The organism is Saccharospirillum sp., from assembly GCF_039982735.1.
Classification (GTDB): Bacteria; Pseudomonadota; Gammaproteobacteria; order Pseudomonadales; family Natronospirillaceae; genus Saccharospirillum.
In genome coordinates this window covers 94694-112643 of record NZ_JBDWXV010000008.1, presented here as the reverse complement: position 1 = coordinate 112643, position 17950 = coordinate 94694, and the positions used below count along the sequence as shown (strand labels likewise).

20 protein-coding genes and 1 pseudogene are annotated in these 17950 nt (G+C 54.4%); 14 read left to right on the top strand and 7 right to left on the bottom strand.

Going from position 1 to position 17950, the window contains the following annotated elements; translation table 11 throughout:
• Position 1: 1 nt before the first annotated feature.
• Complete coding sequence (gene pilB / locus ABJT94_RS05180) at positions 2-1699, bottom strand: type IV-A pilus assembly ATPase PilB (RefSeq protein WP_348477191.1); 1698 nt, start codon at positions 1697-1699, stop codon at positions 2-4.
• A gap of 615 nt (positions 1700-2314) precedes the next feature.
• Between pilB and ABJT94_RS05175 the strand changes: the two are divergent.
• The 8 genes and pseudogenes from ABJT94_RS05175 to trxB form a co-directional block, all read left to right on the top strand.
• Positions 2315-2407 (top strand): annotated as a pseudogene (locus ABJT94_RS05175) (prepilin-type N-terminal cleavage/methylation domain-containing protein); the annotation flags it as partial.
• Between the two features lie 105 nt (positions 2408-2512).
• Positions 2513-2971 carry a hypothetical protein gene (locus tag ABJT94_RS05170; protein WP_348477192.1) on the top strand — a complete coding sequence of 153 codons (459 nt, stop codon included), beginning with the start codon at positions 2513-2515 and terminating at the stop codon, positions 2969-2971.
• Positions 2972-2977: 6 nt separating this feature from the next.
• The gene (locus ABJT94_RS05165) at positions 2978-3241 is read left to right on the top strand and encodes a prepilin-type N-terminal cleavage/methylation domain-containing protein (protein WP_348483165.1); all 264 of its coding nucleotides are present in this window, start codon (positions 2978-2980) and stop codon (positions 3239-3241) included.
• 99 nt (positions 3242-3340) lie between these two features.
• Positions 3341-4144, top strand: a complete 804-nt coding sequence (locus ABJT94_RS05160; RefSeq protein ID WP_348477194.1) for a hypothetical protein — start codon at positions 3341-3343, stop codon at positions 4142-4144.
• Position 4145: 1 nt separating this feature from the next.
• Complete coding sequence (locus ABJT94_RS05155) at positions 4146-4991, top strand: hypothetical protein (protein ID WP_348477195.1); 846 nt, start codon at positions 4146-4148, stop codon at positions 4989-4991.
• The gene (locus tag ABJT94_RS05150; RefSeq protein ID WP_348477196.1) at positions 4988-5878 is read left to right on the top strand and encodes an ABC transporter ATP-binding protein; all 891 of its coding nucleotides are present in this window, start codon (positions 4988-4990) and stop codon (positions 5876-5878) included. The genes ABJT94_RS05155 and ABJT94_RS05150 overlap by 4 nt, the downstream gene beginning before the upstream one ends.
• A gap of 84 nt (positions 5879-5962) precedes the next feature.
• Positions 5963-6787 carry a regulatory signaling modulator protein AmpE gene (gene ampE / locus ABJT94_RS05145; RefSeq protein WP_348477197.1) on the top strand — a complete coding sequence of 275 codons (825 nt, stop codon included), beginning with the start codon at positions 5963-5965 and terminating at the stop codon, positions 6785-6787.
• 173 nt (positions 6788-6960) lie between these two features.
• Positions 6961-7920 carry a thioredoxin-disulfide reductase gene (trxB, locus tag ABJT94_RS05140; protein WP_348477198.1) on the top strand — a complete coding sequence of 320 codons (960 nt, stop codon included), beginning with the start codon at positions 6961-6963 and terminating at the stop codon, positions 7918-7920.
• A 237-nt stretch (positions 7921-8157) separates the two neighbouring features.
• Here the strand turns inward: trxB and minE are convergent, their stop codons facing one another.
• The 4 genes from minE to ABJT94_RS05120 form a co-directional block, all read right to left on the bottom strand.
• Positions 8158-8412 (bottom strand): cell division topological specificity factor MinE, encoded by a 255-nt coding sequence (gene minE / locus ABJT94_RS05135; RefSeq protein WP_127556375.1) that lies wholly within the window; start codon positions 8410-8412, stop codon positions 8158-8160.
• 1 nt (position 8413) lies between these two features.
• Positions 8414-9223, bottom strand: a complete 810-nt coding sequence (gene minD, locus ABJT94_RS05130) for a septum site-determining protein MinD (RefSeq protein ID WP_348477199.1) — start codon at positions 9221-9223, stop codon at positions 8414-8416.
• A 404-nt stretch (positions 9224-9627) separates the two neighbouring features.
• The gene (gene minC / locus ABJT94_RS05125) at positions 9628-10308 is read right to left on the bottom strand and encodes a septum site-determining protein MinC (protein ID WP_348477200.1); all 681 of its coding nucleotides are present in this window, start codon (positions 10306-10308) and stop codon (positions 9628-9630) included.
• Entirely contained in the window at positions 10309-11826 is a 1518-nt protein-coding gene (locus ABJT94_RS05120; RefSeq protein ID WP_348477201.1) for an XRE family transcriptional regulator, read from the bottom strand.
• 380 nt (positions 11827-12206) lie between these two features.
• On the opposite strand from ABJT94_RS05120, the gene ABJT94_RS05115 reads away from it, so the two are divergent.
• The gene (locus ABJT94_RS05115) at positions 12207-12581 is read left to right on the top strand and encodes a TfoX/Sxy family protein (protein ID WP_348477202.1); all 375 of its coding nucleotides are present in this window, start codon (positions 12207-12209) and stop codon (positions 12579-12581) included.
• Here ABJT94_RS05115 and ABJT94_RS05110 read toward each other — a convergent pair whose 3' ends face one another.
• The gene (locus ABJT94_RS05110; protein ID WP_348477203.1) at positions 12582-12719 is read right to left on the bottom strand and encodes a hypothetical protein; all 138 of its coding nucleotides are present in this window, start codon (positions 12717-12719) and stop codon (positions 12582-12584) included.
• 179 nt (positions 12720-12898) lie between these two features.
• Here ABJT94_RS05110 and ABJT94_RS05105 point away from each other — a divergent pair, with 179 nt between their 5' ends.
• Positions 12899-13135: a hypothetical protein gene (locus ABJT94_RS05105; RefSeq protein ID WP_348477204.1), complete on the top strand. Its 237-nt coding sequence runs from the start codon at positions 12899-12901 to the stop codon at positions 13133-13135.
• Between the two features lie 119 nt (positions 13136-13254).
• Positions 13255-13875 (top strand): LON peptidase substrate-binding domain-containing protein, encoded by a 621-nt coding sequence (locus ABJT94_RS05100; RefSeq protein ID WP_348477205.1) that lies wholly within the window; start codon positions 13255-13257, stop codon positions 13873-13875.
• Positions 13876-13885: 10 nt separating this feature from the next.
• Here ABJT94_RS05100 and ABJT94_RS05095 read toward each other — a convergent pair whose 3' ends face one another.
• A complete protein-coding gene (locus ABJT94_RS05095; protein ID WP_348477206.1) occupies positions 13886-15238 on the bottom strand; it encodes a bifunctional DedA family/phosphatase PAP2 family protein in 1353 nt (450 codons plus the stop codon).
• 154 nt (positions 15239-15392) lie between these two features.
• Between ABJT94_RS05095 and ABJT94_RS05090 the strand changes: the two genes are divergently transcribed.
• From ABJT94_RS05090 to rsfS, 3 genes are all read left to right on the top strand, one after another.
• Complete coding sequence (locus ABJT94_RS05090) at positions 15393-16649, top strand: glutamate-5-semialdehyde dehydrogenase (RefSeq protein WP_348477208.1); 1257 nt, start codon at positions 15393-15395, stop codon at positions 16647-16649.
• Positions 16642-17286 (top strand): nicotinate (nicotinamide) nucleotide adenylyltransferase, encoded by a 645-nt coding sequence (gene nadD / locus ABJT94_RS05085; protein ID WP_348477209.1) that lies wholly within the window; start codon positions 16642-16644, stop codon positions 17284-17286. Before ABJT94_RS05090 ends, nadD begins: the two co-directional genes overlap by 8 nt.
• 275 nt (positions 17287-17561) lie before the next feature.
• A complete protein-coding gene (gene rsfS / locus ABJT94_RS05080; protein WP_127556366.1) occupies positions 17562-17945 on the top strand; it encodes a ribosome silencing factor in 384 nt (127 codons plus the stop codon).
• Positions 17946-17950 lie beyond the last annotated feature (5 nt).

Genomic DNA, 17950 nt, shown 5'->3' with positions numbered 1-17950 from the left:
CTCAGTCTGTGGTTACGCGGTTCACTTCTTCCAGGCTGGTGATGCCCTTGGCAACCTTAATCAGCCCTGATTTGCGTAAACTATTAAAGCCTTCTTCAGCGAAGGCTTTGCTCAAATCGATCGAATTGCCTTCTTCCATGATAATACGGGAAATGGCCGGTGTGATGCGAACCACTTCATAGATCCCTACTCGCCCTTTATACCCTTTATTACAATTGCCGCAACCAACGGGTTTGTAGACGGTTGACGTTTTGACCATTTCATCCGTAAACCCTTCTTTCATGAGTACATCAACGGGCAGATCAGCCGGTTGCTTGCAGTTGCTGCACAGCCGGCGGGCAAGGCGCTGAGCAATAATCAGGTTGACCGTGGTGGCCAGGTTGAACGAGGGGACGCCCATGTTCAGCATTCGAGTCAGCGTTTCTGCCGCACTGTTGGTGTGCAGTGTAGATAACACCATGTGGCCGGTCTGAGCGGCTTTGATCGCAATCGATGCCGTTTCCAGGTCGCGAATCTCACCAACCATGATGATGTCCGGATCCTGGCGGAGGAAGGAGCGCAGGGCCGCCGCGAAGTCGAGACCGACTTTGTTGTTTACGTTGACCTGGTTGATGCCATCGAGGTTGATCTCTACCGGGTCTTCTGCAGTAGAGATGTTGGTGCCTTCCTGGTTCAGGATGTTGAGGCCGGTATAGAGCGACACGGTTTTACCTGACCCGGTCGGCCCGGTTACCAGAATCATACCCTGCGGCTTCGATAAGGCTGTCATGTACAAATCTTTCTGATCGTCCTCATAGCCAAGGGCGTCAATGCCCATCTTGGCTGCGGCGGAATCCAGAATACGAAGTACGATCTTCTCGCCAAACAGGGTCGGCAGGGTGTTTACCCGGAAGTCGATGGACTTGGTCTTGGAGATTTTCAGCTTGATCCGGCCATCCTGAGGCACCCGACGCTCGGAAATATCGAGGTTCGACATGATCTTCAAGCGAGCCGACAGCTTTGGGCCCAGGCCAATAGGGGGTTTGGCGATGTTCTGTAAAACGCCGTCAACCCGAAACCGGACGCGGTACGACTTCTCGTAAGGCTCGAAGTGAAGGTCCGATGCGCCTTTTTTGATGGCAGAAAGCAGCATTTGGTTGATAAAGCGGACTACAGGCGCGTCATCGGCACCGTCTGCTACATTCGCGTCGTCTTCCTTCTTGGTATCGACAACGTCGAGATCATCTAGCCCTTCATCGTCGCCCAGGTCACCAAAGGCATCAGAGGAGTCGTCCAGTAGGGCTTCCAGAGCCAGGTTGAGCTTGTCTTCTTCCACCAGAACCGCTTCAACGCTGAGTCCGGTGTGAAACTTGATCTCATCTATGGCAATCAGGTTAGTCGGGTCTGAGACACCAATAAACAGGCGGTTCCCACGCTTAATCAACGGGATCACATGGTGAGCTTGCAGTAAGTTGTTGGCGATCAAATCCCGTGGTAGGGCTTCGAGGTCGAAGGCCGTCAGGTCGAAAATGGGGGTGCCAAACTCTTCAGAGGCGACATTGGCCAGTTGCTGGGCGCTGACCAGATCTGTTTCAACCAGGTAGGCGACAAGGCTTTTCTTCTCCTTTTCGGAGTTCTGAGTTGCTGTCAGCGCCTCGTCTTCGTTGATCAGATCGTCCCGGACCAGCCGTTTGGCCAGGCCACCGAGGGATGTTGCCATAATGTCAATTCCTGTACTTGCCCGTCGGACAGACGAAATAGATAATTTTTACCCGCATGGGTTGTGGGGCATCGGTTTCGCCCTCTGGGTTCCACTATAACTCACTCAGACTAGGATCGTCTCGCCCTCTAAAAGATGGGCTTAGGCTAATGTATGCTCAAAGCGACACTTGCAGTCAAAATGCGCCTCTACGATTAAATCCCGGAAATCGCTATTGCTTGCAAACCCCAGGCTGTGACGCCTCGGTTACATGCATTTATAGAGCCATTTCAGTAACTTAGTCAATTCTACTCGGTGTAGCAAGCGGTTAAAGTACAGTGCCAGCCCAGCCTGTGAGCTATAAATCAATCCAAAGACTGACGAGCGATTCAATTAACATTGGGCTTCTGCCCATGAGAGGCACGAAACTGACCAAATACGTCACCCACAAGCTGTGAAGTAGCTACATTGGTGTTTGGGTTTTTAGGCTCAAGTGAGACACAAGTCACGATTATCGCCGGTTTATGGATCTTTGGTTGTGCTGGCATACTTTCTGCTTACACTACCGCAAGGCACGTTGGTCTTGGCAGGTGCCAGTCCAGTTAAGTGTTCTGATAACCCTGTGGAGAGTGCAAGATGAAGAAAACTCAAAAAGGTTTTACTCTGATCGAACTGATGATCGTTGTTGCTATCATCGGCATCCTGGCGGCTGTGGCTATTCCTCAGTTTAACCAGTATCGCGCTAAGGCTAACGATTCAACTGCTCAAGCAGATGCTCGTAACGCCATTAGTGTAATGACTGCTAACCAGCTTTGATCAGGTAGGAGAGAGAAAATGAATAAATTTCTGTTAGTAGCCGCATTTGTAGGGTCCGTATTCGCAACTAGCGCTTCTGCTGAAGCACTGTTTTCAGCTTCCAACGGCACAGTTACAGGTGGCGCTGCTGGTGCTTGCCCACTTCTGGTTAGTGATGTTCGGGTTAACTTGTCATCGAATGTGACTGGTGCCTGGCGGTGTGACACGATAACGAATTCAATTCGTATTGGTACCTGCCACGCTGCGGGAAGCCGTCAGTCGCTTACTGTTCAATGCGCCATAACCAGTGAAGATGGTGTCACTCCTGTAACATATAACGGTGGTGACGATTGTAGTGGTACCGGACCGACAGATACGTATGAGATCGCTGATTTCAGGGGATATACGGCTACCAGTATAGGCGGTAGTGTCTCTCCTCAGCAATTGGGCGGTGCATGTAGCGACACTACTGTCGTAGCGTTGCCTGTTTTTGAATAAGCTTTAATGATGTGTTTGGGTGATGGGAGTTCTGTCACCCAAACATTTATAACAGTGATTTCTTTTTTGTCTGATTTCGTGGTACCCATTATGATTGATCGATCAAGCGGTTTTACGCTCTTGGAGCTTATGCTAGTAGTCGGCATCATAGGGGCTCTGGCAGCTATCGCTGTTCCACTGTTTTACGAATACAGAGCTTCGGCAAGCGATAGTACAGCGTTTTCCGATGCCAAAAACGTGATTTCCATTATGGTCGCAGCTCAAAAATAGCGCGTCTAGCTTTCAGAAAGTGCCTCATGTCAAGTGACCTGCAAGTCGGATTGAGCTAAAGTGGTCCACCTGTTAATTCTCTAGCTAGGCATAACTATTGTGTCATCTCATCTCTCGCTAAGCCTGTTGGTGTTGTATAAGGCCAAATTTGGTAAAGTGTTACTGGCTTTGCTAGCCAGCATTGCATTCATTGCCGTACTTTCGGCTCAGTTTAGTGGGCGTCAGCCTGCAACGGTTTCATTGGATGTTGGGTTGTCTGCCATCAAGATCATGATTCCAATACTTTTTGCGCTCTTCTGTCAGGAACTCATAGTAAAAGAGTCAGAAAGAAAGAGTTTTTTGCAATCCCTTGCTTATCCTCACGACCGTATCAATTTTTTTATTAATCGATGGCTGGCCGGGCTACTGACTGTGCTGGTATTCTATTTTTCTGCTGCACTCTTACTCTTAATTATTGTCTATTTTATTTCTCTGGGCTATTCACAGGCCACTCCCGTTTCATTGGATGGGAAATACTGGGTGGTTATTGCTTTTGGTGCGATTGATATCCTCGCTGTTTCTACCATCGCCACGCTGCTAGCCGTTGTTGCACAATCTCCCGGTTTCGTGTTGATTGGTACAATCGGGTTAACCATAGTTGGCCGCTCCTATAGCGCTGTTCTCCAATTGCTGAGTGGCGACAATTTGGTCGTTGACGACCCTGAGCAATATAGCAGCGGTTTGGGCTGGGTGACTTATATTATTCCTGACCTGGGTGCATTGGATATCAGGCAAATAGCTCTGTACAACGACTGGAGTTTTCTATCTTCTGGGCTTTTGCATATATCCGTTACATCGGTTGTGTTCTCCGTTGTAGCGATGAGTTTAGCGACCTTACTGTTTAACAACAGGTCCATCGCTTAGTATGAAGGTGGTGGCGTTAAAGCTGGTTTTGGGTATCGCTATAAGCATGTACGTTATGCTAGTGGCGACGAGTTCTCAGCAAGGTCGTGAGTCGGTTGCAGCGCAGGATCGTATTGTGGTTTCGGCGCCTTTGCAGGTTGTGCTGGCATTTGGCGATCGATTCCTGGCCGCGAACTTTGAAGTGATAAGATTGGCTGCAACCGGGATGGAAGTTAACCCCCTTACTGAAACGATTGATGGGAAGTATCTGCTCAGAGCGCACCAGGCCGCGACGCGATTGAACCCTTGTCATGAAGATAATTATTATTTGGCAAACGCTATTTTAGCGTGGGCCGGTGCAGACCAGGAAGCCAATAACATTTTGTGGTCGGCAGCCCAGTGTCGACACTGGGACTTTCTTCCCGCTTTCCTGTATGGGTTCAACCAGTATTTTTTTAATCGCAATGTAATAGAAGCTCAGCGTGGTCTTGACCTAGCCGCAGAGCGCTATGAAGAAAATGCCCAAGCAATCCGTCGGTTTTCTATTATGATTGCTGCAGAGGAGCTTGATGACGAAGCAATGGCATTGGCCTACCTCAAAGATCAGCAAAAGCAGGTATCTGATCCAGCTCTCGCCGAATCCCTCCAGGACAGAGTGGTGCGACTGGAGGGCCTGATTCAACTCCGCGATGCGCAAAAGAGGTATGAGATCGAGTTAGAGGAGTCATTGAATTCGCCTCAAGCACTTATTGACAAAGGCTACTTGGAGGCTTTTCCGAATGACCCTTTAGGTATCGGATATGAGTTTGTCGACGGGCAGTTCAAGCTGCGCCGGTTACGTATTCAAGGAGTGGAGCGCCCGCAATGACGTCTATCCTCGAGTTTTCCTCTGTTTCCAAATCCTACACAAAGCGCCGTCAAACACTTCAGGCACTGAACTCGGTCTCGTTCTCTATAGAGGAAGGCGAAGTATTTGGTTTTGTAGGCCCTAACGGTGCAGGTAAGTCGACAACGATCAAGGTCCTGCTCGATATCATCAGTGATTATGAGGGTGAGGTACGATTGTTTGGCCAATCCGCTCGCCAAGCCAGCAGTCGCCAGCATGTTGCCTATTTGCCAGAAGCGGCCGCATTATACGAGCAATTCACACCGCTTGATATCTTAAGAACTGCTCTCCGTATGTACGGTATCAAGCGAGCGGATGAGCTTGACTGGTGCATGTACTGGCTTGAACGGTTCTCGGTAGCTGGCAATGCAAAACGCAAAATCCGCCAGCTTTCCAAGGGCAATGTGCAGCGGGTAGCGCTCGCACATGCCATGGTGGTAGAGCCCAAGTTGCTGGTATTGGACGAGCCGTTGTCCGGGCTCGACCCTGTGGGTAGGAAAGATGTGGTCGACATCCTGCAGGAGTACAAACAGCAGGGCGGGGCTATTTTCTTTACCTCTCACGTACTGCACGACGTAGAGCGAATTGCTGATAGGTTTGGCTTTATTAACCAAGGCCGACTGCTCACTACCCAGTCTCCACGGGACCTGATGGCTGAGCACGCTAAAGAGTTTCTGGTTCGGTACCAGAGTGACGCCATTACCGAGGGGCAAGCCGTGCGCCCTGGTGAGTATGAGGTACAGGTCTCGCAGCAGGATTTACCCGAGTGGCTGGGTCGATTGAATGGTGAGCAAGGTCAGTTGCTCGAAGTGAAGCCTCTTGTCTCACTGGAAGCTGTTTTCTTCAAGATGCTGGAGCAGCATGGCTGACGCCTGAGGTCTTTCGAGTCGGAAATTGTTCTGCAGCTCATTCGAGTGTTAACCTGAGGCCACTTTACGGACGGAGACGCAACAATGACCTTTCTGGCGGCCATTCTGGCCTGGTTGGTGTCGCTGAGTTTAACGGATAGCCGAGTGCCGGGGCGGGACTGGCTGGAAGGGCCCCTGGAGCAGGTGTTTACACGCTTGGGCGGAAGCATCTGGGTCTACGCTGTGGTCGTCGCTGTGCCGGTTGTTCTTTTAGCTGCTGTGCTGGGCTGGTTTGACCTTTGGCTGGTGACTTTCCTGGTCAGCCTGGGCGGCTTGGTATTGGTGTTTGGTTCGGGTGACCAGGCCGATCAACTTAAGCAATATCGCGAATACCAGGCGGATGACGAGACAGATAGCGCTTATGAACATGCGGTAAACACCTTCGGTTTGCCTGAAGGCCTCTACGAAGGGGGACCACAGCAAATGGATGAAGCGTTGAATCTCAGTATCGCTTATCAGCTGTTAGAGCGGTTTTTTGTGGCACTTTTCTGGTTTGTGGCCTTTGGTGCGCCCGGGGTCTTGCTGGTGGTGCTGGTGCGACATGCCCGTTCTGTCTTGCTGCAAATGCCCTCAGAGGCCAGCTCCGCAGCGTCGCTCGCGGTTCAGGTGCATCATGCCATTAACTGGATTCCGGCTCGCTTGCTGACATTGTCTTTGGCGTTGGTAGGGGATTTCTCCCAGAGTTTCGCCATCTGGCTGCGGCGAGTCCGGGATTTTGAGCTGGTCGATCGGTCGTTGCTGGAATCGTCCCTGAAAGTGTCGCTTCCCGAGAACCCAGACGCCCAGCGACCTGAAGATGTGCTGGCGCTGGTTAAGCGCGCTCAAGTTCTGTGGATGGTAGTGATCGCACTGGCGACGATCTTCGGGTAATCCGCTCTAAATACACATCTGCCGAGATGCTCCTGCCAGTAAATCCCCTCATTACTATTTATTATGGCGGCCATAGTGCCGCCGGGGTTGATTTGGCGGGTGAAACCACCATCCTTAGCGCAGTTTGATTTTATCGTTTTATTAACCCTTCGTTATTAGTGGATATACAGTCTATGAGTACTCAACACCACGAACTGATCATCCTGGGCTCTGGCCCGGCGGGATACACTGCGGCCGTTTATGCAGCACGGGCCAATCTTAAGCCGGTGCTGATCACCGGTATGCAGATGGGAGGTCAGCTGACGACCACCACCGAAGTCGAAAACTGGCCCGGTGGCCATGCGGAGTTGCAGGGCCCGCAGTTGATGGAAGAGATGAAGGCCCACGCTGAGCGGTTCAGCACCGAAATCATTTTCGATCACATTCACACCACTGATCTGGCTAAACCGCCGTTTACGCTGGTGGGGGACCAGGGCACCTATACCTGTGACGCGTTGATCATCAGTACCGGCGCCAGCGCCCGTTACCTGGGTCTGGACAGTGAAGAAGCGTTCAAAGGCAAGGGCGTGTCGGCCTGTGCGACCTGTGATGGCTTTTTCTATCGCAACAAAGAAGTCAGTGTGATCGGTGGGGGTAATACCGCCGTTGAAGAAGCGTTGTATCTGTCGAATATCGCCAGCAAAGTGCACGTGATCCACCGTCGTGATAGCTTCCGCTCCGAGAAGATTCTGGCTGACCGTCTGATGGACAAGGTAAAGGAAGGCAAGGTGGTGTTGCACTGGAATCGCACGCTGGATGAAGTGCTGGGCGACGAAATGGGCGTGACCGGGATTCGCATCAAGAGCACTCAGAATGAAGAAACTGAAGAGCTGAAGCTGGATGGCGTGTTTGTAGCAATTGGCCATACGCCGAACACCCAGATCTTTGAAGGTCAGTTGGATATGGCCGGTGGGTACATCAAGGTGAAATCAGGTCTGGAAGGCAATGCGACGGCGACCAGTGTGCCGGGTGTGTTTGCTTCTGGCGATGTGATGGACCATGTGTATCGTCAGGCGATTACCTCAGCCGGTACTGGCTGTATGGCTGCGCTGGATGCTGAGAAATATCTCGATAATCTGAAGCACGCTGGCTGAAACAGTTTTTAGGGTTGGCTCCGTTGAGTGAACCTTTTAATTGCTCAAGCATCGGAGTTCTTATTGAGCGAGCGTCGGGTGCCGGTAGTACCTCTGCGGGGTAGTCCGCAGCAAGGACGCTGCGGTCTAGGCTCCATGGACGGATTTACGCCGACCCCGCTGAGGTACTACCGGTAACCGGCGCGTACTATAGCCACCGTAGCATCCCGAACTCCGATGCTTGAGCAATGGCATGCTTTACTTCGGCAGGTTAACGTTCACTTCCAGTATTGAGTAATTCCCTTCTTCATTGATATCGACCTGGAGCTGTTCCGGGCCGATGTCTACGTATTTCCGGATAACGTCCATGATGTCGCGTTGCAGTGCAGGCAGGTAGTCGGGCGCGTTTCGCTGGTGGCGCTCGTGGGCGACGATGACCTTTAACCGCTCTTTGGCTACATGCGCAGACTTGGGCGTTTTGCTGTTGTCTCTGAACAAGTCAAAAATTGACATCTCAGCCTCCAAAGACGCGTTTCAGGAAGCCTTTACGTTGGGCTTCCAGAAACCGGTGCGGTTTGTCTTCGCCGAGGAACCGGGCAACGGTGTCCAGATAAGCCTGGCCGGCATCGCTTTTTTCGTCCAGAACCACTGGCATGCCTTTGTTCGAGGCATTCAGCACGGCCTGGCTTTCGGGGATGATGCCGAGCAGTGGGATGGCCAGAATCTCTTCGATATCGGGTACATCGAGCATATCGCCCCGGGCGACCCGTTCGGGATCGAAGCGGGTGATCAGCAGGTGTTCGCGAACCGGTGGCTGATTGTTCTCGGCCCGGAAGCTCTTGCTTTGCAGTATGCCCAGAATGCGGTCGGAATCCCGCACTGAGGAGACTTCGGGGTTGGTGACGACAATGGCTTCATCGGCGTAATAAAGCGCCATTTGTGCGCCTTGCTCGATGCCAGCAGGGGAGTCGCAGACAATGTAGTCAAATTGCTCGGCCAGGTCGTCCAGTACCTTTTTCACGCCTTCTTTGGTCAGAGCGTCTTTGTCGCGGGTCTGGGACGCAGGCAAGATATAGAGGTTGTCACAACGCTTGTCTTTAATCAGGGCCTGGTTGAGGCTGGCTTCCTGTTGAATGACGTTGACGAAATCGAACACGACGCGGCGTTCGCAGTTCATGATGATATCCAGGTTTCGCAGGCCGATGTCAAAGTCGATAACAACGGTTTTGTGGCCACGCAGTGCCAGGCCCATACTAATGGCGGCACTGGAGGTGGTTTTACCGACGCCGCCCTTGCCGGAGGTGATGACAACGATCTTTGCCAAGATGACGCTTCCTTTTGACGTTAACGTTTTACAATTAAGAGTTGCCTAAAACAGCATTGGACCGATTATCCGCTTTTTTGCTGGCACCGGCCAATCTATCTCAGTGTCGACATTTCATGATGTTGCCTGCCAGTGTCTCAGAGGCTTCCAGCCTACTGCAAGAGATCGCCACTTATGCCTGGATGCCGGAGGTCCGTTTCGGGTATGGGGTTTGCCTGTCTGAGGTCGGCGTGAATCCATCCATGGAGCCTAGATCGCAGGATAGGAATCCCGTCCATGGGATTCACCCTTCGGGCTCGCTGCGCTCATGCTAAAACGCTCCCTGCGTTTTAGTCCTTGCTACGAACTACCCCAGACAGGCAAACCCCTTACCCTTCACTCAATTCGGAGGCACCTAGCTGCTTTCAAAACTGCTCGATCACCAACTGTCCGTTTTCCAATCTGACCCGAGTCGGCCGATTTAGCTCCGCATTTAAATCATCCCGAACCTGATAATTACCAGCGATCGCCAGCAAGTCGGCATCGAGGTTCTGGCAGACAATTTCAGCTAACGTATCGCCTTGTACCCCGGCCATGGCCCGGCCACGCAGTGCACCGTAAACGTGGATGCTGCCATCGGCTATGACTTCGGCGCCGGAGCTGACCTGGTTCATGATCAGTAAGTGAGCACCGCGGGCGTATATTTGCTGGCCTGAACGAACAGGCTGGCGGATAACCTGGGTTTCCAGTCCTGCAGCGGCCGCTTCGGCTTTACTTGCCCGGGTTGCCCGGTCTTTATCGTCTACCCACGCCAGGTTGAATCGCTCACACCAGGGTGTCAGGGCTTCTTTTGGGCCGGCCAGGGCGAACACGACCAGGCGCTGTTCGCGGGCGAAGTCGAGCATCTGTTGCAGGGTACTATCGGTGAGCTCGGCTAGCACGGCGCCCACATCGAGGGCTACCGGTGCCCGGTTGAAGAGGGCGGGTGCCTGTTCCAGTTTGTCAGTCAGCCTTTGCGCAAAGCCTGATGAGTCAAGGTCGTCGATGATCAGGCGTTGAATGGGCAGCATGCGTGCGCGCACAGTCATGGGCTTGGTGTCTGTCATTTAGTGCGAATCCTGCAGCGTTGATTGAGCTTGGTGGTGATCCAGATAGGTCTGCAAGGCTTGCTCCCGGTCGAGTTGCTGTTGTTGGCTGATGTGCAGGGTCGGCTCGGCGACGCGGCTGGCGCAATCGGTCAGCGGGCAGCGCTCGCAGGTTTCGTGAACGTCCATCTGTGGGACGGCCGGGTCTTCACTGAAGGCTACGGTGTCATTGAATCGTTCATCCATCAAGAACCCGAGCGCCATGCCGGTATTGCTGTTTTGCCCCAGTGACAACGGGCGCACAACGGCGATGTTGAAAAAGGTCTGATTTTGGGCAATGAAATGGCTGCGTTGTGCGGCGATGGCCAGTTTGGGCGTCTCTCCCGCAGCCTGGCGTTCGCCGACTTCGTTGAGCAGGCCGATGGCGACCCAGCGCCGGCAATGGTGCTCGCTCGGGCCGATACCGCGAGGTGTAAAGACGGTGGTGGTGTTCAGTTCCTTGGCGATGTGGAATTTGTCGACGCCGGCTTTGTTGTGCAAGCGCATGTAGTGCATTTTGTGCAGGCCGAGGTGATGGGGCATCAACTGAGACATGCGGTATACGAACATTTCGGGGGTTGCATCGTATTGGTCCATCATCCGGCTGAGTGCATCGCCATCAAATTCTTTATTGGCCAGCCAGGCTCTCAGGTCGGTCAATAGCGCTGTCTCGGGGATCAGCAGGGCCCCGGCAAAGTAAGACGCCCTGAAGTTGTTATGCACCTGCTCAAACGACTCTACTTTGATCCAGGATGATGTCAGCGCGCGCTCCTGCAGTTCGAGAAAGCGATAGCCAATCTCCTTGGCCAGTACGAACTTTTGCTGTTGCGGCATTAAGCGGGAATTGACCACCAGTTTGCCCGGTGAAACGCAAAGCGAGCGCAGGGTCTGAAGTTCGGGCGTGGCGGAGAAATCGTCGTAAATAACCCGGCACTGGTACTGCTCCAACAGCAGGGACTCCAGCCAGGCAAGGCTGATCAACGGCTCGGCTGCCGGGAATTGCGTTCGAAAAGCCTCGGCCTGGCCTTCGATTTCTTCAAAGTAGTTCAGGTGCATCTTCTGGTAAGAACGCAGCGATGCCAGCAGGAAGTGTTCAACCTGCATGTCGTAGCCCCGGCCAATTTCTAGCAGCGTACGAACGAAGGCGCCTGCCTTACTGGGTGAGTCGGTCACCAGATCGAACACATCCGAGAGGCCAATGCCAAACTGTTTCAGCGGGAAGTCGTTGAACAAGGGTGAATTCAGCAGAGCCGTAACCGGGTTCAGCTCGTCATCCAGCTGTAGCGATACCAGTTCGTCAAAGGAAACGCCCAGCCCCTGGGCCAGTTGAATGATCTTTTCCGGTTTGGGGTACTTTTTGCCCTTTTCGATTTCACTCAGATAGGAAATGGACAGTGAGGTTCGCTCGCCCAGTTGCTTGAGCGATAAACCGGCCGCCTGGCGATGTTGTTTGACTTTAATGCCGAGAATGAATCTCAGGCTCTCACTGTTGATTTGCATAACCCTTCCAAGTTCGCGGTGAGCGAAATAGCCTGCGCATTCTAAAGAGGTGACCGGTGCAAAACAATGCGGGTTCGCGGGAGTTGCCCGGTGGTGCCTTGTGAGCCGCGCCTTGAGCGGGGCGTTCAGATCGTCAATTACCTGCCAGCTTTCAAATGGCTTTGTCCCGGGGTGGTGGGAGGGGGGTAGGAAATTGTTGGCTGAGTGTTGGAAAAATTGACAGATCGGCTGTTTTTATAGGGGTAGTTTGATAGACTTCACATTCTGCAGTTCCGGTGCTCAAGACGAGTACTGGCTTGCCACTGGTCACCGAAGGATAAACGGCGTCCAGTTCAGGCGTTTTCGCAGAATTCCATCATTCATTCACTAAGGAAAGGCGAATGGACAAACTGAATCGATCCCGTCGTTTACACTCGTTATTGCAACTCTTGCCGGAACGCCCGGAACCCGAAACTGGCCTGTACTTTGGTGAACACGTCATTCGTGTTGAAGGGCAGCTGTGCCTGGTGGTGACACTGAAGGGGCAGGTGGGTATCCGCGCGACTGATCCCGAACTCGAAACGCAGCTGCAGCAAGCCTGCGGCGACCAACACTGGATTGCCCATGGACGGGTGTATGAGCAGTGGTATTTGCTACCAGAGTCGGTGTATCAGGATACTGATCAGATCGCACCCTGGGTTCGCCAGGCCGCCGCTGGCGCAGCCCGGTTGGCTGAAGGCGAGCAGCGGCCAGCCAGGGCTGGCCGGCTCTGCTGACTACCGTGTAAACGCCCAGTAAAACGCGGTGCCGACAGGGCTCAGTGCGATCAGGAATAAAACCAGGATTAGCGGTGCCCAGCGAATCACTGAGGTGTCGCTGGCCGTGGGTTTGTGGTGAGTGTTGAGCTCGTTCATACAGCCTCCATACGCTGGGTTTACGCCTGTCAGTATGCGCCGCAGTGCGTCAGGTACCCTGATGTAGGTCAATTTACCGCTCATATTGGTCTACATTGATCAGTGAGCGGCGATGCAGGGACCCTGTTGTTGGGCCAGCGCACTGCGATGAAACGACTTGAGTCGGCTGGGAGGGGGTTATGGCGTATTGGTGCACGCTTTGGGTGCTGCGTTGGTGGGGGTTCTGGCGTTTACCGCAAACCGCGGCCTCGGATCGCGTTACAACGGCAAAGCACGGTCGCAAGGTGGTGTGGGTGCGATGGATGTGGTCAGCAGGGCTGTTAGTTGTGCTAGCCGTTCCGGTACCAGCGTTCGCCGTCGTGTGGGTGTTGATTCTGACGTTTTTGTCTTTTGTGTTGCTTGACGAAACGGCCTGATCAACGCCCGCCTTGCGAGATGGCTAATCTGGTACTGACACCCGCCTCGTATCGGTAAGTGCGTATGTGAACATACGGTCCCTTCCACGGCAGGTAAATCACTCTCGGACAGGTTGATCATGACTCAATTCGAACCGGACAGCACTACAGCACGCTACCCATTGTTTCCCATGGGGGCCTTGTTGCTCCCGGACGCATCCTTGCCGCTGCAGATTTTTGAACCCCGGTACCTGATGATGGTGTCGAGCAGCACCCGGGATAACCGGCCCTTCGTGATTATGCTGTCGGAGCCCGGCAAAGACCGCAGTGGTCATGGGTGTTTGGCCCGCATCGTTGATTTCAATCAGCAGGCAAATGGTTTACTGGGCATTACCATCGTCGGTGAACAGAGGGTCAGGGTGAGTGCCGCCGCCAAGGATGTGACGGGGCTGTGGTGGGGCGGCTGTGAGGCCAGTGATGAACCATTGGCCGACCCCGAGCTTGAGATGCGAGCGGCCTTGCGCTACCAGCCATTGTTGGACGCGTTGCTTGAGCACCCCTATCTGGCGGATCAGGTAGGTCTCCAGCTCGACTCAGCCCGGGGCAGCGTCCACCAGTTAATGGTGTGGTTGCCTCTTGAGTCGGAGTTGAAACGCAGGCTGTTGGTTGAAGACAGCTTTCTGCAACGATGCGCCTTGCTGGAATCCGCCCTGGCGGAGTTATCCGGGTCGCCCGATTCGCCCGGTGACCGTGATGCCTGATTGAGGTCGGTCAATTAAGGCGGTAGGTCATGGACGCAGTTGGCCAGGCTATAATCAGATAAGCCGCCACGGCCAGTAGGACAAGCAACCAGAGCGCCAGGCTGTTGCGTAAATCAGCCCGTGTTTGCCCCGTCAGCCTGTGAGCCGCCTGTGCCAGTGCGGCCGCTAACAAACCCAGACACACGCCGGCCACAACATCCGACAACCAGTGAACACCCAGCCAGACCCGGCTCAGCGCTATGACCAGCATCCCAACACCTGCCGACAAATAAAGCGGCCAGCGACTCATCGCAGGTCGTCGCTGATTGGCGAAGCCCGTTAATAGCCCGAGGAAGAGCGCAGCACCTGCGGCATGGCCGGAGGGAAAGGCTTCAGAAGCCAGAGGCGTCGCCATCCAGTCAGGTCGATCGACACCGAACGCTGTTTTTAATAGTGAAATACTCCAAAGCACGGCAACAGCGCTGATCAGCACCACTGCACTGAGTCGGAATTGCCTGCTCAGACTTAACCAGAACGTGATCATCATTCCGGTCAACACCAGAACGCCCGGGTCTCCCAATAGCGTCAGGCCAATCGCAGCACCATCAAATGCGGTTGCACGCCAGGCGCCAACCTGACCTGCCAGCAGGAAATCCAGGGCCCAGGGACGAGTGAGCGCGGTTACGATGAATCCGGCGGCGGTGACGATTACCAGCAACAGTGCAGCAAACGGAAATCGATCGGGTAACCGTTTGAAGGCCGGCACCCACCGGGCCATTCTGGGGTGCTCGGGGTGGAGGTGATGATAAATGGCCAGTAGCGCAAGCAGAATCGCCAAGCCTGAAACCAGCAACAGCATAAGCGTTCGAACCGCCAGGCTCTGCGTCGTCAGAAGAAAACTGGCCTCGCCCGCCAGGTACCCCGGCAGCATGTAAGCAGGTGCCCAGAACAAAACGGTGATCACGTTGACGCTAACAAACACCCGGGCGGGCATCGATAAGCTGCCGGCAATCAACGGCACGACCGGGCGGATAGGGCCAACAAAGCGACCGATGACCACGCTAAGCCACCCCCAGCGTTTGAAAAACCAGATGCCGTGCGACAGCCAGTCGGTGTGGCGTTTGAACCAGGGGTGCTCGTAGAGCCGATGCCTGAGCCGGTAACCCAGAAAAAAACTGCCCAAATCTCCCGCCGTCGCTCCCAGCGCGGCCGCTGCGAGAACCCAGATTGCCGGAATATTGAGGTTGCTCGCTACTGCGGCAAGGCTGAACAGGGCGACCACGCCGGGTACAAAGACGCCGATGAGCGCAAAGGATTCAACAAAAGCGGTCAGGGCAATGGCGATTAAGACGCCTTCAGGGTGAGACTGTATCCAGGCAATCATCGTGGCGGTTGGGCTACTCTGTTATCGAACTTGGGTCCAGGCCGGATGGTAAATCTTTGTCAGGCGGATAAACAGCCGGTATCCCTCATAGTCGCAGCGGCTTCAAGTCGCTATAATCGCGGAATTGCATCAACAACGAGCTGTGTGGCAAGGCATGACAACCGTTCAAGACTACATGACAACACTGGGCCGACAAGCCCGGCAAGCGTCGAAGGCACTGGCGAAAGCCAATACGGGCATGAAAAACCAGGCGTTGCTGGCCATGGCAGAGGTTATCGACGACCAGCGCGAGAGCCTGAAGAAAGCCAATCAGCGCGATCTGGAGGCCGGTCGTGCCAAGGGGCTTGAACCGGCTATGCTGGACCGGCTGGAACTGACCGACGCTCGCATCGACACCATGATAGAAGGCCTGCATCAGGTCGCCGGCCTGGCCGATCCGGTCGGTGGTATCACCGACCTCGAGTTTCGCCCGAGTGGCATTCAGGTCGGCAAAATGCGCGTCCCCCTCGGTGTGATTGGCATTATTTACGAATCCCGCCCCAATGTGACGGTTGAAGCTGCGAGCCTGTGCATCAAATCCGGCAATGCCGTTATTCTACGCGGTGGCAGCGAAGCCATCGAATCGAACCAGGCGCTTGCGGCTTGCATTCACGCTGGTCTCGACCAGGCGCAACTGCCGGGCACCGTGGTACAGGTGGTCGAAACCACCGATCGTGACGCTGTGGGTGCACTCATTACCATGCCCGACTATGTAGACGTTATCGTGCCGCGCGGTGGCAAGGCGCTGATCGAACGCATCAGCCAGGATGCCCGGGTCCCGGTCATCAAACATCTCGATGGCATTTGCCATGTGTACATCGATGACGACGCCGACGTCGCCAAGGCCATTCCCATTGCCGTCAATGCCAAGACACATCGGTATGGTGTCTGCAACGCGATGGAAACCCTGCTGGTCGCGGAATCCCGCGCTGCAGAAATGCTACCGGAACTGGCCCGGGCCTATGCAGACAAAGGCGTCGAATTGCGGGGTTGTGAGCGCACTGCCGAGCTGATCGATTGTGTGCCGGCAACCGACGCTGACTGGTCCACCGAGTACCTTGCGCCTGTACTGGCCATTCGCGTCGTCGCGGGCCTGGATGAAGCCATCGATCACATCAACACCTACAGCAGTCAGCACACCGACAGCATAGTGACCGAGAATTACACTCGGGGGCGCCGTTTCCTGACGGAAGTTGATTCGGCCTCGGTGATGATCAATGCCTCTACGCGCTTTGCCGACGGCTTTGAATATGGGCTGGGTGCCGAGATTGGTATCTCGACCGACAAGATTCACGCTCGAGGCCCGGTCGGTTTGATCGGGCTGACGTCACAGAAGTATGTGGTGCTCGGAGACGGCCAGATTCGTGAGTGATTCTCAACGGCCACTGATGGCTCTGTTTGGCGGAACCTTCGATCCGTTTCACGATGGCCATGCGCGGTTGTGCGATCTGGTGCTGTCTCATCACGAGGTGGCCCAGCTTCGGGTCATACCCTGCCAGATACCGGCGTTGAAGTCGGCGGCTCAGGCAAGCCCCGAGCACCGTCTGGCTATGCTGGAGCGGTGGGTTTCATCGCGCACTGACGGTGAACGCTTGCAGGTCGATGATCGTGAGTTGCGACGCCCGGGTCCGAGTTACACGCTCGATACCATTCGGGATCTGCACCGGGAGTACCCGGAATACCAGACGGTATTCGTGCTGGGAGCCGATGCGTTTGCCGGTATGGACCAGTGGCAGGGCATTGACGATTTAATTCGGGAGACGCACTTTTGGGTGTTTGGCCGAGGTTCTCAGCCTATCGACCCGCCCGATTTGCCATTGACCCGGGTTCAATCTCTGGCAGGTCTCGGCCGACAACCTTCAGGGCTCTGGATTGCCGGTCCGTCGTCAGAGCGTGACTGGGCATCCCGGGATTTGCGCGACAACACACAGCATTGGCAATACGCGATTCCCAAGCCCATTCAGGACTATATTCAACAGCAGGGACTGTATCTGGATGTCGATGAATAAGACGATGTCCGGATTCAACGTTTTCAATTTTTAGAATATGGCGATTATTGCTGTATTCGGCCACTCGCGTTATGCGGCCTGGTCTGGCACCGGTGGCGGGAATACGTGCCGGCAGCCGGTTAGGCCTGTCCGGGGTCGGCGTAAACCCGTCCATGGGGCCTAGACCGCAGCATCCTTGCTGCGGACTTCCCCGGACAGGCCTACCCGGCTGCCGACACTCAGCACAGCTGCTGTTAAAAAACGTGAGTTAACTTAAACAGGTGGACAAGGTACGAATGACCGATACAACTGATCGAAATGCACAACCTGAAGGATTGACCGAGGCGGTTATCCGCGCTCTGGAAGACATTAAAGCGCAAGACATTCAAGTGATTGATGTGCACGAAAAAACCGCATTGATGGACACACTGGTGGTCGCTTCCGGCACCTCGAAGCGGCACGTGAGTGCCGTTGTCAGCAGCGTTGCAGAAGACCTCAAAAAACAGGGATTTGTGGTACGTGCACAGGAAGGCAGCAGTGATTCCGACTGGGTCCTGATCGACCTGACTGACCTGGTGTTGCATGTCATGATCCCCGAAACCCGGGCCTATTATGACATCGAACGGCTGTGGTCTGGTGCGGGTCCGATGGGGGCTGAGTCAGAAGCAGAGCCAGACTGACAGGC

Coding starts and splice junctions, on each gene's coding strand:
- pilB (WP_348477191.1), bottom strand. CDS start 1,699: ATGGCAACATCCCTCGGTGGCCTGGCCAAACGGCTGGTCCGGGACGAT.
- ABJT94_RS05170 (WP_348477192.1), top strand. CDS start 2,513: ATGAATAAATTTCTGTTAGTAGCCGCATTTGTAGGGTCCGTATTCGCA.
- ABJT94_RS05165 (WP_348483165.1), top strand. CDS start 2,978: ATGATGTGTTTGGGTGATGGGAGTTCTGTCACCCAAACATTTATAACA.
- ABJT94_RS05155 (WP_348477195.1), top strand. CDS start 4,146: ATGAAGGTGGTGGCGTTAAAGCTGGTTTTGGGTATCGCTATAAGCATG.
- ABJT94_RS05150 (WP_348477196.1), top strand. CDS start 4,988: ATGACGTCTATCCTCGAGTTTTCCTCTGTTTCCAAATCCTACACAAAG.
- ampE (WP_348477197.1), top strand. CDS start 5,963: ATGACCTTTCTGGCGGCCATTCTGGCCTGGTTGGTGTCGCTGAGTTTA.
- trxB (WP_348477198.1), top strand. CDS start 6,961: ATGAGTACTCAACACCACGAACTGATCATCCTGGGCTCTGGCCCGGCG.
- minE (WP_127556375.1), bottom strand. CDS start 8,412: ATGTCAATTTTTGACTTGTTCAGAGACAACAGCAAAACGCCCAAGTCT.
- minC (WP_348477200.1), bottom strand. CDS start 10,308: ATGACAGACACCAAGCCCATGACTGTGCGCGCACGCATGCTGCCCATT.
- ABJT94_RS05120 (WP_348477201.1), bottom strand. CDS start 11,826: ATGCAAATCAACAGTGAGAGCCTGAGATTCATTCTCGGCATTAAAGTC.
- ABJT94_RS05115 (WP_348477202.1), top strand. CDS start 12,207: ATGGACAAACTGAATCGATCCCGTCGTTTACACTCGTTATTGCAACTC.
- ABJT94_RS05110 (WP_348477203.1), bottom strand. CDS start 12,719: ATGAACGAGCTCAACACTCACCACAAACCCACGGCCAGCGACACCTCA.
- ABJT94_RS05105 (WP_348477204.1), top strand. CDS start 12,899: ATGGCGTATTGGTGCACGCTTTGGGTGCTGCGTTGGTGGGGGTTCTGG.
- ABJT94_RS05100 (WP_348477205.1), top strand. CDS start 13,255: ATGACTCAATTCGAACCGGACAGCACTACAGCACGCTACCCATTGTTT.
- ABJT94_RS05095 (WP_348477206.1), bottom strand. CDS start 15,238: ATGATTGCCTGGATACAGTCTCACCCTGAAGGCGTCTTAATCGCCATT.
- ABJT94_RS05090 (WP_348477208.1), top strand. CDS start 15,393: ATGACAACCGTTCAAGACTACATGACAACACTGGGCCGACAAGCCCGG.
- rsfS (WP_127556366.1), top strand. CDS start 17,562: ATGACCGATACAACTGATCGAAATGCACAACCTGAAGGATTGACCGAG.